The organism is Chromobacterium aquaticum (assembly GCF_021129195.1).
Taxonomy (GTDB): domain Bacteria; phylum Pseudomonadota; class Gammaproteobacteria; order Burkholderiales; family Chromobacteriaceae; genus Chromobacterium; species Chromobacterium aquaticum.
Window position 1 is genome coordinate 1 of record NZ_JAJOHW010000127.1, and the last position, 15,601, is coordinate 15,601.

15 protein-coding genes are annotated in these 15,601 nt (G+C 63.0%); 8 read left to right on the forward strand and 7 right to left on the reverse strand.

The genetic code is table 11. The features are described from left to right. Positions 1 to 201: 201 nt before the first annotated feature. Positions 202 to 330, reverse strand: coding sequence for a hypothetical protein (locus LQT98_RS24060; protein WP_255360819.1), 129 nt, complete (start codon positions 328 to 330; stop codon positions 202 to 204). A gap of 200 nt (positions 331 to 530) precedes the next feature. Next, entirely contained in the window at positions 531 to 1,571 is a 1,041-nt protein-coding gene (locus LQT98_RS18510) for a histone deacetylase family protein (protein WP_231464181.1), read from the reverse strand. Positions 1,572 to 1,697: 126 nt separating this feature from the next. Between LQT98_RS18510 and LQT98_RS18515 the strand changes: the two genes are divergently transcribed. The 8 genes from LQT98_RS18515 to LQT98_RS18550 all read left to right on the forward strand — a co-directional run bounded on the left by LQT98_RS18515 (position 1,698) and on the right by LQT98_RS18550 (position 10,297). Further along, the gene (locus tag LQT98_RS18515) at positions 1,698 to 2,171 is read left to right on the forward strand and encodes an Lrp/AsnC family transcriptional regulator (RefSeq protein WP_231464183.1); all 474 of its coding nucleotides are present in this window, start codon (positions 1,698 to 1,700) and stop codon (positions 2,169 to 2,171) included. 16 nt (positions 2,172 to 2,187) lie between these two features. Then, positions 2,188 to 2,862 (forward strand): glutathione S-transferase family protein, encoded by a 675-nt coding sequence (locus LQT98_RS18520; RefSeq protein ID WP_048410992.1) that lies wholly within the window; start codon positions 2,188 to 2,190, stop codon positions 2,860 to 2,862. A 517-nt stretch (positions 2,863 to 3,379) separates the two neighbouring features. Then, a complete protein-coding gene (locus LQT98_RS18525; protein ID WP_231464184.1) occupies positions 3,380 to 3,751 on the forward strand; it encodes a hypothetical protein in 372 nt (123 codons plus the stop codon). A gap of 312 nt (positions 3,752 to 4,063) precedes the next feature. Then, positions 4,064 to 4,429, forward strand: coding sequence for a hypothetical protein (locus LQT98_RS18530; RefSeq protein WP_231464187.1), 366 nt, complete (start codon positions 4,064 to 4,066; stop codon positions 4,427 to 4,429). A 223-nt stretch (positions 4,430 to 4,652) separates the two neighbouring features. Further along, positions 4,653 to 5,012 carry a hypothetical protein gene (locus LQT98_RS18535; protein ID WP_231464188.1) on the forward strand — a complete coding sequence of 120 codons (360 nt, stop codon included), beginning with the start codon at positions 4,653 to 4,655 and terminating at the stop codon, positions 5,010 to 5,012. Positions 5,013 to 5,251: 239 nt separating this feature from the next. Then, entirely contained in the window at positions 5,252 to 8,017 is a 2,766-nt protein-coding gene (gene mgtA / locus LQT98_RS18540) for a magnesium-translocating P-type ATPase (protein ID WP_231464190.1), read from the forward strand. A 129-nt stretch (positions 8,018 to 8,146) separates the two neighbouring features. Continuing rightward, positions 8,147 to 8,671 (forward strand): DUF2165 family protein, encoded by a 525-nt coding sequence (locus LQT98_RS18545; RefSeq protein WP_231464192.1) that lies wholly within the window; start codon positions 8,147 to 8,149, stop codon positions 8,669 to 8,671. Between the two features lie 33 nt (positions 8,672 to 8,704). After that, positions 8,705 to 10,297 (forward strand): EAL domain-containing protein, encoded by a 1,593-nt coding sequence (locus tag LQT98_RS18550; protein WP_231464194.1) that lies wholly within the window; start codon positions 8,705 to 8,707, stop codon positions 10,295 to 10,297. Here LQT98_RS18550 and LQT98_RS18555 read toward each other — a convergent pair. The 5 genes from LQT98_RS18555 to gyrA form a co-directional block, all read right to left on the reverse strand. Next, positions 10,294 to 10,638, reverse strand: coding sequence for an MliC family protein (locus LQT98_RS18555; protein WP_231464196.1), 345 nt, complete (start codon positions 10,636 to 10,638; stop codon positions 10,294 to 10,296). The two genes, LQT98_RS18550 and LQT98_RS18555, sit on opposite strands and share 4 nt — an antisense overlap. A gap of 134 nt (positions 10,639 to 10,772) precedes the next feature. Next, positions 10,773 to 11,861: a 3-phosphoserine/phosphohydroxythreonine transaminase gene (serC, locus tag LQT98_RS18560; protein ID WP_048411115.1), complete on the reverse strand. Its 1,089-nt coding sequence runs from the start codon at positions 11,859 to 11,861 to the stop codon at positions 10,773 to 10,775. A gap of 107 nt (positions 11,862 to 11,968) precedes the next feature. Beyond that, the gene (locus tag LQT98_RS18565; RefSeq protein WP_048410999.1) at positions 11,969 to 12,409 is read right to left on the reverse strand and encodes a PaaI family thioesterase; all 441 of its coding nucleotides are present in this window, start codon (positions 12,407 to 12,409) and stop codon (positions 11,969 to 11,971) included. Further along, a complete protein-coding gene (locus LQT98_RS18570) occupies positions 12,406 to 12,873 on the reverse strand; it encodes a PaaI family thioesterase (protein WP_231464198.1) in 468 nt (155 codons plus the stop codon). Before LQT98_RS18570 ends, LQT98_RS18565 begins: the two co-directional genes overlap by 4 nt. Next, positions 12,870 to 15,578 (reverse strand): DNA gyrase subunit A, encoded by a 2,709-nt coding sequence (gene gyrA, locus LQT98_RS18575; RefSeq protein ID WP_231464200.1) that lies wholly within the window; start codon positions 15,576 to 15,578, stop codon positions 12,870 to 12,872. Before gyrA ends, LQT98_RS18570 begins: the two co-directional genes overlap by 4 nt. Positions 15,579 to 15,601 lie beyond the last annotated feature (23 nt).

Sequence of the window (15,601 nt, forward strand, 5' to 3'; positions counted from 1 at the left end):
CAAGGCGAAAACCGCTGAGAAATGAGCATTTCGAAGCCGTACTCACCCTGCCACGTCTCACGAAGCGCAGCAGACTTTGAACAGGCTCTTAGAAGAGGTTTGTGATCCGTCGCTCCGCCGCGAGAGCGGCGCGCGCCGTCCAACTCATGCTCAAACTTTCAACACGGCGGATCAGAAATATCGATTGGCGCGCGGCGGCGCTCAGTGGCGCAAAAAGGCGAACAAGGCCACCAAGGCGATACAGGCAATCAGCGCCGCATGCAGCAAAGCCTCCTCCTGGCGCGCGCTGGGCCGCCATTTGAAGTGGCGCTTGGCGTCAGCCAGCGGCAACTGAGGAGAAAAATGCTGGTAAACAGCGCTGTGACTTCGATCTGCGGAATCAGGATGGCCGCTTTTCATGAGAAATAACTCTGAAGTTGTCGGGTGTAAGCAATTTTACACCCGCCACTCTATGCTCTTTACATTTTTTATACAAGCGCGGTGAGCTGACCGTTGGGCACGGCGATTTTCCGCGCCCGGACTGATCCAGATCAAATTCCGCCGGCTCTCCCTTCAAAACCCATCAGCACATTGACCGCATTGACGCCGATATCGTCCACCATATAACCACCCTCCATCACGAATAGCGTGGGCAAGCCCAGGCCACCCAGGGTTTCGCCCAGGCGCAGGAAGTCCTCGCTCTCCAGGCGGAACTGGCTGATCGGGTCTTCCTTGAAGGTGTCCACCCCCAATGACACCACCAGCGCGTCCGGCGCATAGGCGGCTACTCTCCCGCAGGCGTGGCGCAAGGCCTCGCCATAGGCCGGCCAGCCAGTGCCATGCGGCAGCGGGTAATTATGATTGAAGCCCAGGCCGGCGCCGGCGCCCGCCTCGTCGCGATGGCCGGAAAAATATGGATAGGAAGATTTGGGATCGCCATGCAGGGACAGGAACATCACATCGTCGCGCTGGTAAAAAATGCTCTGCCCGCCATTGCCATGGTGGTAATCCACGTCCAGCAGCGCCACCCGGCGCGCGCCGCCGTCCAGGCAGGACTGCACCGCGATCGCGGCATTGTTCAGATAGCAATAGCCACCCATATACTCGGCCGCCGCATGATGGCCGGGCGGACGGCACAACGCGAAAGCGCTGCTCTCTCCGGCCAGCAAGGCGTCCATGCCGGTCAATGCCAGGTTGGCGCTGGCGCTGACCGCGCGCCAAGTGCCGGCGGTGATCGCCACGCCAGCGTCCATCGCGTAGAAACCCAGCTTGCCGTCAATGAACTCCGGCTCGATATCGCTGCGCAGGTCGCGCACCGGCCAGATCAGCGGCAAGGCGTCGTGACTGCGGCCGGTGGCCGCCCACTCGTCCCAGGCTTGCTCCAGAAAACGCACATAGCGCGCGCTGTGCACCCGCGCATAGCGCGCGCTGTCATACTCGCCCGGCGCCGCCACCGGCCCCAATCCCATCGCCCGCACCCGCGCCAGAATGGTGTCCGCGCGCCCCGGTTGCTCGAAACAGGGCATCAACACCCCGTCCTTCAGTTCGCAACCGTGATGCAAATGATGCGCATCGCTGTAAATCGTCAGCATTCTCCACCCTCCCTTTAATCGCGATAGCGAAAGTATGCGCCCAGGCCATGGCAATAGTTTTGCTTTTACGCCTCCCATAGCGCTAATCTGGAGCAAGAATAGACTCTTAAAAAGCGATGATTGAGCATGAATAGACTCAAAACCCCGCTGGATGATACCGATAAAACACTGCTGCGCTTGCTGCAGCAAGATGGCTCCCTGTCCAACCCCAAGCTGGCGGAGCGGCTATCCCTCAGCGTCACGCCGTGCTGGCGGCGGCTGAAGCGCCTGGAGGAAGCCGGCTATATCAAGGACTATCAAGCCAATCTGGACCGCCGCAAGCTGGGCTACGATGTGCTGGCCTTCGTGCGGCTCAGCTTCGGCGAGCACGCCGACGATGCGCCCAACCGCTTCGAGCTGCAGATGCAGGAACGCCCGGAGGTGCTGTCCTGTCACAAGATCACCGGCGACGCCGACTACCTGCTGCAAGTGGTCGCGCCCAGCCTGGATGCCTACAGCGACTTCATCGAAACCGTGCTGCGCAAGACGCCCGGCCTGCACGCTATTCATTCCAGCCTGGCGCTGCGCGAGATCAAGGCCGGCAGCCGCTTGCCCATCTAGCCCTGGAAACCCGCCCATGATCATCGTCCATCATCTGAATAATTCGCGCTCGCAGCGCGTGCTGTGGTTATTGGAAGAACTGAACCTGCATTACCGGGTGCAGCACTACCAGCGCGACCCGGTCACCCTGCTCGCGCCGCCCGAACTGAAGGCGGTGCATCCACTCGGCAAATCCCCGGTAATCTGCGACGGCGAGCTGACGCTGGCGGAATCCGGCGCCATCATCGAATACCTGGTGGACAGCTATGGCTCCGGCCGGCTCAAGCCCGCCGCCGGCACGCCGGAAAGCCACGACTACCGCTTCTGGCTGCACCATGCGGAAGGCTCGCTGATGCCGCCGCTGGTGATGAGCCTGGTACTGTCGCGGCTGGAACAGCCGCCGGTGCCCTGGTGGCTGCGCCCGCTGGCACGCAAGCTGGCCGCCGGCGTCCGCGGTGCTTATCTGCAACCGCTGCTGACGCAGCTGCTGGCTCATGCCGACCGGCAGCTGGCGCGCACCGGCTGGTTCGCCGGCGCCGCCTTCAGCGCCGCCGACATCCAGATGAGCTTTCCGCTGGAAGCGGCGCGCGCGCGCGGCGTCTTGAACGCCGAGCACCCTCGCGCGCTGGACTTCCTCTGCCGCATCCACGCGCGCCCGGCCTACCGGGCCGCGCTGGAACAAGGCGGACCTTACGCTTATGGCGCGGATTGAACCTCTGGCAATTGCCGCCTATATCAAACCACGTCAATAAAATCGCGCCACGCCAGCATGAAATAAGGCCCGCCCATTTTGATTCCTCATGCTCGTCGCTTATTTAGTGTTGCGGCGCACACAAAAGCACAAAAAAGTTTGATTCAGGATTGCCTAGCACCAAAAAGCCCCCTATAATCCCAGCATCTTAAATACTGCAAAGGTTCATCGTGGACAACGACGGAAGTAGTCGATCTTGTATCGCAACGCCGTCTTGCAGGATTTAGCAGACTCTCTTCTCTGCCACATCCTGCAATGACAGGGTGTGGTGTCTAAACATCCGGATTAAGACTCAACAGCGGCACGCCTGATCAAGCCGCCGGAAGCATCCGGACCCCAGGCCCAAGGGCCAACCCAGACATCGCCAGACTCGCGCCACGCGGGCGTCTTATCCGCCTGATCGCGCTTGACCGCCCCTTTACGGCGTTTGCCTTCGGATTTCGTCGCGTCCTCCTTGCATCGCAACGGGGGGAATACCATGCGCTTGATCGCCAAACTGGCAAACCTGCTGCGCCCGGGCAAAATCGCCGCGCCAGCCGCCGTTTACCAATTGAATATTTTCTGCGTGCACGCCGATCTGACCATGCTGCGCGTGCAAGCCGCCAAGCAGCTGCATGCACACGGCTTGGAGGTGGAACGCATCGCCTTGACCGCCGGCGACAATGAACTGGCCTGTCTGAGCGTGCTGTTCGCCTGCCCTGACGCGGCCAGCCGCAGCCTGAACCAGCTGGCGGCTCATTTCTGTCAGCTGCCGCAGGTCAATCGGGTGCACTGGGCGCGCCATGCGCAACGCCCGCGCGTGCCCAACCGCGCCTTTCTATTGGCCCAGCGGGCCAATCTGGCGCACTGAACGCTCACTTGGCGGCCACCGGTCGCCTGATAACCGCCGCCCGGGGATGCCCCGGCGCCACTTTAAATCGCAAACGCTGCCCGCCAGCAGGAGGTTCTGATGTTGATTGAAGACCCTGAACCGCGACCGTGCCGGCCCATGGCGAATTGCTGATCTGAGCCTCTCCCTTATTGCGACAGCGGGACTGGCCAATTAGCCGCCACCGACCATCGCAAACGACCATTGGATTTATTTTCATTTCTGCGTCTATAAAACACAGAAGAGAATAATGCTGCCTGTCGCATTTTCAAATAGAAAATGAGGGAGTGAAATATGCGCCCGAATAAACTGGCTTGGTTATTTAATTACCTTGTCCGCAATCCAGCCAAACGCCAAAACGAAACCAGCTGCCACCTGAACGTGACATGCGACATCCCGGTGATTACCGCGCTGCGCAAGCAATTGTTCTGGGAAATGCACATGCTGGGCCTGGCGGCGACCCAAGTCACCATCACGCCCGCGGCCAGTGCCGGGCAAGCCTGCCTGAGCGTGAAGCTGGAATGCCCGCCCGCTCTGCGCAAAGCCTTCAATGAAATGGCCTTGCGCCTGAGCAAGATGCCGGAAATCCATCGCGTGCGTTGGGGTCGCCGCAAGTCGGAACCCCGCTCGCCGGCCCGACGCTGGGCCATCAGCGCCTGAAGCATTCGAATCCATCCTCCAATAAAGGCCAGCCATGTCTGAAGAACCGGAACCTCGATCTTGCAGACCCGAGGCCGCCCGCCCCGCCTGATCTCCGCCGCCTGACGGCGGCGTGAGCGGCGCGCGCGCCTCGCCTCCGTCAAACCAAGCCCTGTTATTGCATGCCGCAAGGCAGGGGGCGGCACGTCCGCACGCCGCGGACGTCCATCGCCAGGAGATCGCCATGAACGACATCATCCGCCACAACATCCGGCCGCAGCGCTACCAGCTGTCGGTCATCTGCCCCACGCAGGCGGTCAAATCCGTGCGCAGGGAAATCCGCAGCGCCGCGCAGGGACACGGCTTGAAAGTGTCCAGCTGGAACGAAACCCTGCTCGCCGGCGAATGCCACGCCTCCGGCGAGCCGGCCAACTGGATGCTGGCCACCGAATTCCGCTCCCGCGGCGATGCTTCCATGCACTTTCTGGAAGCCGTCATGCAGCGGCTGGGCAATCTGCCGCTGACCCGGGTGCGACTGGACATCCTGCCCGGGCACAGCCGCCCGGAGTGGTCCAACACCGTGCGGCCGCTGGCCCTGGGCTGAGCCGCGGGCGGTCGCCGATTCAACTCCCTCTCTCCATCCAATTTACAAAGGAAACACCGCATGACCGACGACAGTTACCCGCTACCGCCCGCCCTGCACACACCGACAACAAGGCAGGCGGGCGCCCACTTCCAAACCAGAATATCCGCGACACCCGCTGCGCTGCGCCCGCCAGACATCCGTCCCGCCTGACCCGGCGAAGACCGATGCTGCGCCGGGCCCCGCGCAGGAGACATGAAATGACGAAACACACCACCAGCCGGCACAAGCTGAAAGGCTATGTCGCCACCCCTGGCGCGAAACAGGAAAAACCGGCCATCCGCGCGGTACAGGAAGCCGAAAGCTCCGTAGAAGAAACCCTGCAACATGTGCGCGGCCATCTCGACGGCCTGACCATGGCGGAAGCGCATCAGCGCTACGCCCAGTTCGGCGCCAACGAAGTGGCCCACGACAAGGCCCCGCACCCGCTGATCCAGCTGGCGCAGGCCTTCAACAACCCCTTTGTCATCGTGCTGATGGTGCTGGCCGCCATCAACTACTTCACCGACGTTTACTTCGCCCAGCCGGGCGAACAGGAATGGACCGGCATCATCATCCTGGTGACCATGATCAGCATCAGCGGCCTGCTGCGCTTCTGGCAGGAGTTCCGCTCCGCCAAGGCGGCGGAAAAGCTGAAATCGCTGGTGCGCAACACCGCCACCGTGCAGCGGCGCCCGGCCAACGGCAGCAGCCCGATCCGCCAGGAAATCGCGATGAGCGAGCTGGTGACCGGTGACATCGTGCACCTGCAGGCCGGCGACATGATTCCGGCCGACATCAAGCTGATCGAATCCCGCGATCTGTTCATCAGCCAGGCGGTGCTGACCGGCGAGGCCTTGCCGGTGGAGAAGTACGACACCCTGGGCTCGGTGGCCGAAAAGTCCGCCAATGGCCAGATCAACGGCGACGCCGAGCTGCTGGACCTGCTTGACCTGCCCAATATCTGCTTCATGGGCACCAATGTGGTCAGCGGCAAGGCTTCCGCCATCGTGGTGGCCACCGGTACCGACACCTATTTCGGCTCGCTGGCGCGCAATGTGGTCAGCCACAAGCGGGTGGAAACCAGCTTCGACCGCGGCGTCAACAGCGTGTCCTGGCTGCTGATCCGCTTCATGCTGGTGATGGTGCCGGTGGTGTTCATGATCAACGGCCTGACCAAGGGCGACTGGATGTCCGCCCTGACCTTCGCGCTGGCGGTGGCCGTGGGCTTGACCCCGGAAATGCTGCCGATGATCGTGTCCGCCAACCTGGCCAAGGGCGCGGTGGCGATGGCGCGGCGCAAGGTGGTGGTCAAGCGTCTGAATTCGGTGCAGAACTTCGGCGCGATGGATGTGCTGTGCACCGACAAGACCGGCACCCTGACCCAGGACAAGATCATCCTGGAACACCATTACAATATCCATGGGCTCAAGGACGAGGGCGTGCTGCAACTGGCCTGGCTGAACAGCTTCCACCAGAGCGGCATGAAGAACCTGATGGATATTGCCGTGGTGGAGCACGCCGATGAGCTGGGCAGCCGCGTCAAGCCCAGCGGCTATAGCAAGGTGGACGAAATGCCGTTCGACTTCGTGCGCCGCCGGCTGTCGGTGATCGTGGAAAACCAGCGTGGCCGCCAGTTGCTGATTTCCAAAGGCGCGGTGGAAGAAATGCTGGCCGTCTCCAGCCATGTGCAGGACGGCGAGCAAGTGAAGCCGCTGAGCGAGGAAGATCGGGCCGCCCTGCTCAAGCGCAGCCAGGACTACAACGCCGAGGGCTACCGCGTGCTGCTGGTCGCCACCCGCGACATTCCGGCGGAAGAAGCCAAGCGCAATTACAAGACCAATGACGAAGCCCAGTTGGTGGTGCGCGGCTTCCTGACCTTCCTCGACCCGCCCAAGGACTCCGCGGCGCCGGCCATCCGCGCGCTGAAGGAATACGGCGTGGCGGTCAAGGTGCTGACCGGCGACAACCCCATCATCACCGCCAAGGTATGCCGCGAAGTGGGCCTCAGCCCCGGCGTGCCGCTGGTGGGCAAGGACATCGACCAGATGGACGATGTGGCGCTGTGCAGCGCGGTCAAGCACACCACCATCTTCGCCAAGCTGACTCCGCTGCAGAAATCGCGCGTGGTCAAGGCCCTGCAGGCCAACGGCCACACCGTCGGCTTCCTGGGCGACGGCATCAACGACGCGCCGGCGCTGCGCGACGCCGACGTCGGCATCTCGGTGGACAGCGGCGCCGACATCGCCAAGGAAACCGCCGACATCATCCTGCTGGAAAAGAGCCTGATGGTGCTGGAAGAAGGCGTGATCAAGGGGCGCGAAACCTTCGGCAACATCCTGAAGTACCTGAACATGACCGCCAGTTCCAACTTCGGCAATGTGTTCTCGGTACTGGTGGCTTCGGCCTGGCTGCCGTGGGAGCCGATGCTGGCGATGCATCTGCTGATCCTGAACCTGATCTACGATGTATCGCAGATGGTGCTGCCCTGGGACAAGATGGATCCCGAGTTCCTGAAAAAACCGCGCAAATGGGAAGCCGACAACATCAAGCGCTTCATGCTGTGGATTGGGCCCACTTCCTCGGTGTTCGACATCACCACCTATGCGCTGATGTGGACGGTGTTCGGCGCCGGAGCCGCCTACTACGCCGGCCAGGCCCAGGGCATCAGCAGCGGCGGCGCCGACATCATGCACTCCGGCTGGTTCATCGAAAGCCTGGTGTCGCAAACCCTGGTGGTGCACATGCTGCGCACGCGCAAGATCCCCTTCCTGCAAAGCACCGCCTCGCTGCCGGTCCTGCTGTCCACCACGCTGGCCATCCTCATCGGCTGCTACCTGCCGTTCTCGCCGCTGGCGGACAGCATAGGCTTCGTCAAGCTGGACAGCAGCTACTTCTGGTGGTTGCTCGCCACCATGCTCGGCTACATGACGCTGGCCCAGACGGTGAAGACCATTTATATCAAGCGTTACGGCGGCTGGTTCTGAACCCTGCCCGCGCGCCATCCCTCAGCCCCGCTTCGGCGGGGCTTTTTGCGCGCGCCGCTCCGCCATTCACAGCCCGGCTCCGCGCTGGCACAATTCCCCGCTCCACAACCCCCATCCAAAGGAGAAACCATGCCCAAACCAAGCTTGCGCCGCGCCCAACAGTGCTTCAAAAGCCTGCTCGCCCTGTCCATCGCCCTGTTCGGCCTGCTGGCCGCCAGCGGCAATATGCTGGACTACGATAGCAATTGGCAGTTCGTCCGCCACGTGTTGGCGATGGACAGCATGGAGCCCTGGTTCGGCGGCCAGGCGCTGAAGAGCCGCGCCATCACCGATCCCGGCTGGCAGCAGGCCGCCTACCTGGCCATCATCGCCGGCGAGCTGCTGTTCGGCCTGCTGTGCGCCTGGGGCGGCGGCCAGATGCTGCGCGGCGCGCTATGCGGCCGCGAGGACGCCTATCTGCGCGGCAAGACCTGGTTCACGCTGGGCTGCATTCCGGCGCTGCTGGTCTGGTATACCGGCTTCGCGGTGATAGGCGGTGAATATTTCGCGATGTGGGCCAATCAATGGAACGGCCAAATGAAGGCCTATGCCTTCATCGGCTTCATCCTGCTCAGCCTGGTGCATCTATCGCAGCCGGAAGCGGCGGCGGACTAAGCTCGCGGGCAAGCGGGCACCCCCTCGTATATCATGAACCATGCCAACTCCCTCGCCCGCGCCATGATTGCCCGCCGCCGCCCCTTGCCCGCCCGCATCAGCCGCGGGCTGCTGGTTTTCGTCGCCGCCGTGCTGCCCCTGCTGGTAATCACCCCCATCGTCTATTGGCAGGAAAGCCAGCGCCTGCGCCAGCAAGCCATCATCCAGGCCGACCAGGCGGAAAACATGCTGGACATGATGCTGGGCTATGCCGAGCAGGCCGCTGACAAGGTGCTCCCGCTCACCGGCCGGACCTGCGGGGCGATCGAGCAAGAGTTGCGCCGCCAGGTGACTGTGGTGCCCTTCATCCGCAGCGTGACGCTGGAGCGCAATGGCGTCCTCTATTGTTCTTCGCTGTTCGGCGTCTACCATCAGCAAACCTCGCCACCGGAGCCGGCGCGGCCGGGCCAGAACCTGCTGCTGCTGCCCGGCAACGCGCTGACGCCGGGACGGCCGCTGATCATCTACCGCAAACGCCCCAAAGAAATCGCCGTGCTCATCGCCATCGACGGTATTCATTTGCAGTTCAGCCTGGACATGGCCAGCGATCATGGCCCGGTCTATATGCAGGTGGGGCGGAACTGGATCGGCCCCGATCACGCGGTCCACGCCGGCCCCAGCCCCCGTTTCGACCTGGTGACGATAGAACAGCAGTCCGCCCACTACCCCTATAGCGTGATCACCGGCTTTAGCCGCCGCGATCTGTATCGCCAGCTCGGCAGCAGCTATGAGCTGGTGTTTTTCAGCATGGCGGCGCTGGGCCTGGTGCTGGCCGCGGCGCTGCAATGGCAGTTGAACCGGCCGGCCTCGCCCACCGTTGAGCTGCAGCGCGCGCTGGACAATGGCGAATTCGAAGCCTTTCTACAGCCGGTGGTGCGCGCCGACGGACTGGCCTGGCACGGAGCCGAGGCGCTGATGCGCTGGCGTCACCCGCGCGATGGGCTGATCCGGCCGGACCTGTTCATTCCGCGCGCCGAGGACTGCGGCATGATCGTGCCGATGACGCGGCGGATGATGCATCAGCTGGCGCGCGCCCTGGGCCGGGCCGGCTTGCCGCCGCAGTTCCATCTGGGCATCAATATCACCGCAGCCCATTTGCGCGACGACGCGCTATTGGACGACTGCCGGCAGTTCCTCGCCCATTTCCCGCCTGGCGGCCTGAATCTGGTGTTGGAGCTGACCGAGAGAGAGATGGTGGAGCCGACGCCGGAAGCCTGCGCGCGGCTGCAGCGCTTGCGGGAGCTGGGCGTGATGATAGCGATAGACGATTTCGGCACCGGGCATTCCAGCCTGGTGTATCTGCAGCAGCTGCCGCTGGACGGCATCAAGATAGACAAGAGCTTCACCGCCAGCATAGGCGCGGACGCGCCATCCAGTCACATCGTGGACAGCGTGGCGGAACTGGCGCACAAGCTGGAATTGCAAATCGTGGCGGAGGGCGTGGAGACCGAGGCGCAACGCGCCTATTTGAGCCGGCTGGGCGTGGGCTGGTTGCAAGGTTATCTGTTTGCCAAGCCCATGCCGCTGCAGGAGTTTCTGCAGCGGCCGGAGCTGGACGCCGTGCGCGCGGCGGCGTCCGACATTTAACGTCGGCTTTCCTTGCAATCGCCCAGCAACACCTTATCGGCGATCTCATCGCGCAGCGTGCCTTCCGGCCCCTTGGTCCACCAGCTGTATTGCTCGGCCGCGTATTTGGCGCCGGAGCCGGACACCACATTGCTCAACAACAGGGTCTTGCCGGCGATAGGCAACACCGCAAAGCTCTGACCGTTCTTGGCGTTGTAATACTTGACCTTAAGCTTGGCGCCGTCGGCGCAGACATAGTTGACGACCTGGCGCTGGCCGGCCGGAATCTCCGGCAAGCTCAGCGGTTTGGCGATGGCGGCCGCGCCGCTCAAGGCCAGCGCGGCGAACAATAGCGATTTCATTGTGCAAACTCCTGTTTTCAACGCCGCCGGCATCCGGCCGGCGGCGAAGGGGGTAGACCCCGGCACGGTGGCTTCGTTCGCCAGCGCCATGAAAAAGCCCGCCGGCAGGCGGGCTGGAACGGCGCGGCGACGGCTCAGCCATGCATGCGCGCGAAGTCCTGCATGAAGTTGGCCAAGGACTTGACGCCCTCGATCGGCATCGCGTTGTAAATGGACGCGCGGATGCCGCCGACCGCGCGATGTCCTTTCAACTGGATCAGGCCGTTCTTGCGCGCCTCCAGCAGGAAGGTTTCTTCCAGCCCTTCTTCCTTGAGCCGGAACACCACGTTCATGCGCGAGCGGAACGGCGCGTCGATATGGGTGTGATAGAAACCGCCGCTGGATTCGATCACATGGTTGAGCAGGCCGGCCTTTTCCTCGTTGCGGGTGGCGATGGCCTTGACCCCGCCCTGCTCCTTCAGCCATTTGAATACCAGGCCGGAGATATAGATCGGGAAGGTCGGCGGCGTGTTGTACATCGAGTCGGCGTCGGCGTGGACCTGGTAGTTGAGCATGGTGGGCAGGTCGGCGCGCGCCTTGCCCAGCAAGTCTTCGCGCACGATCAGCACCACCAGGCCGGACGGGCCGATATTCTTCTGCGCGCCGGCGTAGATCAGGCCGAACTGGCTGACGTCCACTTCGCGCGACAGGAAGTCCGAGGACATGTCGCAAACCAGCGGCACCTCCGGCAGGCTTTGCGGCACGAAGGGGAATTGCAGGCCGCCTATGGTCTCGTTGGAGGTGTAGTGCAGATAGGCCGCCTTGGGATCGCGCTGCCAGCCGGCTTCGTCCGGCACATAGGCGAAGTTGCGGTCCTCGCTGCTGGCCGCCACGTTCACCTTGGCGTAGCGGCGCGCTTCCTTGATCGCCAGCTTGGACCAGTGGCCAGTGTTGACGATGTCTATGCTGTCGCGCTCGCCCAACAGGTTCAGCGGCACCTGGGAAAACTGCAGCGAGGCGCCGCCTTGCAGGAATAGCACCTTGTAGTTGGCGGGGATTTGCATCAGCTCGCGCAGATCGTGCTCGGCGTCGTGGATGATTTCCATGAACTCCTTGCCGCGATGGCTCATTTCCATCACGCACATGCCGGAGCCGTGCCAGTCCAGCATTTCGCTTTGCGCTTCCGCCAGCACCTGGTGCGGCAGCACGGCGGGGCCGGCGGAGAAGTTGTACACTTTGGCCATGTTCATCCTCTATTTGCGTTGACGGCCCTCGGCACCCGCGCCGGCGGAGATTCGGGCCTTGAGATGCGACAAGGCCCGATCGCGAAGCGCCGGGCCTTTGTTATAGCTTATTGACTAAGCAGGAAGTGGGCTCTCGCCACCGCGACCGGCTTTCGCCGGTCTTCTTGCCAGGCTTCGATCAGCACATTGGCCACCCGCTTGCCCTGCTTGGTGATCTCGCACTTGGCGTACAGGGTTTGCGGTCGACCCGGCCGCAGGTAGTCCAGCGAAAAATCGACGATCTTCGGCGTCTCCAGCGATTCCCGGCTCCACATCAGGTGCAGCATCGCCGCGCTTTCCAGAAAGCCGCCGATCAGCCCGCCATGCAGCGCCGGCAAAGCGGTATTACCGACATTGCGCTCGGCAAAGGGCAGCTGGAACAGCAGTTCGCCGGCCTCGTCCTCGCTCAACTCCACCCCCATCAGCTTGATATAGGGCAGCTCGTCGACGATTTGCGCATAGGCTTTCTGATCGCGCAGCGCGTTGAAGCGCTCCATGAACTGGCTCATGCGGCGGCCTCCGGCAACATCGGGGTGCGGCTGGATTCGCGCATGAAGGTGGCGACGCCGTGGGCGATCGGATCGCTGGGCGACTCGTGATAGCACACCGCGCGGGTGAAGGCGATCTGGCTGGCCAGACGATAGCATTCCGCCCGACAGAAAATGGGCTTGCCCGGCGTGGCCGCCTTCAGGTAGTCGATGCGCAAGTCCAGCGTGGCGATGGTTTCCATCTCCGGCAGATGAGCGGTCACCGCCACCGCGCTGCAGGTGTCCACCAAGGAGGTGATCACGCCGCCGTGCAGGATGCCGGTGACCGGATTGCCCACCAGGTCTTCGCGCCAGTTCGCCTTCAGCGTTACCTTGCGGCCCTCGGTGCCGACATACTCGATGCCGAGGGTGACGCAGTGCGGGAAGGAGACGAAGAGCTGGCTCATCGCCTCCAGCACCTGCTGATTGGCCGGCGTCGGAATCATGCCTCGCCGCCCTCGTTCGCGGCATCCTCGCCTTCGCCATCCAAGGCTTCCGCCTCGTCGTCGCTATCGCCTTCCGCCACTTTTTCCAGGCCGATCAGCTGCTCGCCTTCGTCCAGATTGATCAGGCGCACGCCCTGGGCGGAGCGGCCGGTTTCGCGCACTTCCGCCACCTTGGTGCGGATCAGCACGCCGCCGGTGGTGATCAGCATCACGTCGTCGGTTTCTTCCACCAGGCTGGCCGCCACCAGCTTGAAGCCAGTCTTGTCGGTCAGGTCCATCGCGATCACGCCCTGGGTGCCGCGGCTGGTCAGGCGGAAATCGCCGGTGCGGGTACGCTTGCCGTAGCCGCCGTTGCTGGCGGTCAGCACCATCTGGTCTTCGGAGTTGGTCACCAGCAGGGAGATCAGCTTCTGACCCTCGCCCAGCTTCATGCCGCGCACGCCTCTGGAAGTGCGTCCCATCGGCCGCACCTGGCTTTCGCTGAAGCGCACCGATTTGCCGGCGTCGGAGAACAACATCACCTGATCGCCCTCGACCGGCAGGCCATCCTCGATCAGTTCGCCTTCGACCGCGATGTCTTCCTCCACGATGGCCTCGTCATCCTCGTCGCCCTGGCCAGCCACGCTCTTGCCGCAGGTCAGCGCCACGCCGATCAAATAATTGCCTTCGTCCAGGTTGATGGCGATGATGCCGGCCGCGCGCGGCTTGGAGAAGGCGCGCAACGGCGTCTTCTTCACGGTGCCGTCGGCGGTGGCCATGAACACGTACTGGTCGTCGCGGAATTCCTTGACCGGCAGCAGCGCGTTGATCTTCTCGCCCTCTTCCAGCGGCAGCACATTGACCATGGGCTTGCCGCGGCTCTGACGACCACCCTGCGGCAGGTCGTAGACCTTGCGCCAGTAGCAGCGGCCGCGGCTGGAGAAGCACAGCACGAAATCGTGGGTATTGGCCACGAACAAGGTGTCGATGAAGTCATCGTCCTTGGTGGCCGCCGCCTGCTTGCCGCGGCCGCCACGGCGCTGGGCGCTGTAGTCGTCGATCGGCTGGGCCTTGATGTAGCCGGTATGGGAGATGGTCACCACCATGTCTTGCGGGGTGATCAAGTCCTCGATATTGATGTCGCCGCCGAAGGGCTCGATCTCGGAGCGGCGCGCGTCGCCGAACTGGGCGCGGATGGCGGACAGTTCGTCGCTGATGATCTGGTTGATGCGTTCCGGCTTGGCCAGGATGTCCAGCAAGTCCAGAATCACCGCCATGATGTCGCGGTATTCGGCGACGATCTTGTCTTGCTCCAGGCCGGTCAGGCGCTGCAGGCGCATTTCCAGGATGGCTTGGGCCTGGGCGTCGGACAGGCGGTAGCCATTGGCCTTGAGGCCGAATTCTTCGGCCAAGCCGTCCGGACGCGCCTTGTCCTGATCCACGCGCGACAGCATTTCCTCGACCAGCGGCGAACGCCATTCGCGCTCCATCAGCGCGATCTTGGCCTGCGGCGGAGTTTCCGACGCCTTGATCAGCGCGATGATTTCGTCGACGTTGGACAGCGCGACGGCCAGGCCTTCCAGGATGTGGCCACGCTCGCGCGCCTTGCGCAGTTCGAAGATGGTGCGGCGGGTCACCACTTCGCGGCGGTGACGCAGGAATTCCACCAGGATCTGCTTCAGGTTCAACAAGCGCGGCTGGCCGTCGACCAGCGCCACCATATTGATGCCGAAGCTGTCCTGCAGCTGGGTCAGCTTGTACAGGTGATTGAGCACCACTTCCGGCATTTCGCCGCGCTTGAGCTCGATCACCACGCGCATGCCGGACTTGTCGGACTCGTCGCGCAGGTCGGAGATGCCCTCGATCTGCTTGTCGCGCACCAGTTCGCCGATGCGTTCCAGCAGCCGCGCCTTGTTCACCTGGTACGGGATCTCGTCGACGATGATGGCCTGGCGGTCGCCCTTGCCGATGTCTTCGAAATGAACGCGCGCGCGCATGATCACGCGGCCGCGGCCGGTGCGGTAGCCTTCCTTGACGCCGGCGGTGCCGTAGATGATGCCGGCGGTGGGAAAATCAGGCGCCGGGATGATATCGATCAGCTCGTCTATGGTCAGATCGCTATTGGCCAGCAAGGCCAGGCAGGCGTCCACCACCTCGTTCAGATTGTGCGGCGGAATATTGGTGGCCATGCCCACGGCAATGCCGGAGGAGCCGTTGATCAGCAGATTGGGGATCTTGGCCGGCAGGATCAGCGGCTCGTGTTCGGAGCCGTCGTAGTTGGGACCGAAGTCCACGGTTTCCTTCTCGATGTCGGCCAGCAGTTCATGGGCGATGCGCGCCATGCGGATTTCGGTGTAACGCATCGCGGCGGCGTTGTCGCCGTCCACCGAACCGAAGTTGCCCTGACCGTCCACCAAGGGGTAGCGCAGCGAGAAATCCTGCGCCATGCGCACGATGGTGTCGTACACCGCGGTGTCGCCGTGCGGGTGGTATTTACCGATCACATCGCCAACGATACGCGCCGATTTCTTGTACGCGCGGTTCCAGTCGTTGGACAGCTCGTGCATGGCGTACAGCACCCGACGGTGCACCGGCTTCAGGCCATCGCGCACATCAGGCAAGGCGCGGCCCACGATCACGCTCATCGCGTAATCCAGATAAGAGCGGCGCATCTCCTCTTCGAGGCTGATGGGGATGGTTTCCTTGGCGAACAGGTTATCGGTCATAGTTTCTTGATTCGTAAGGATGA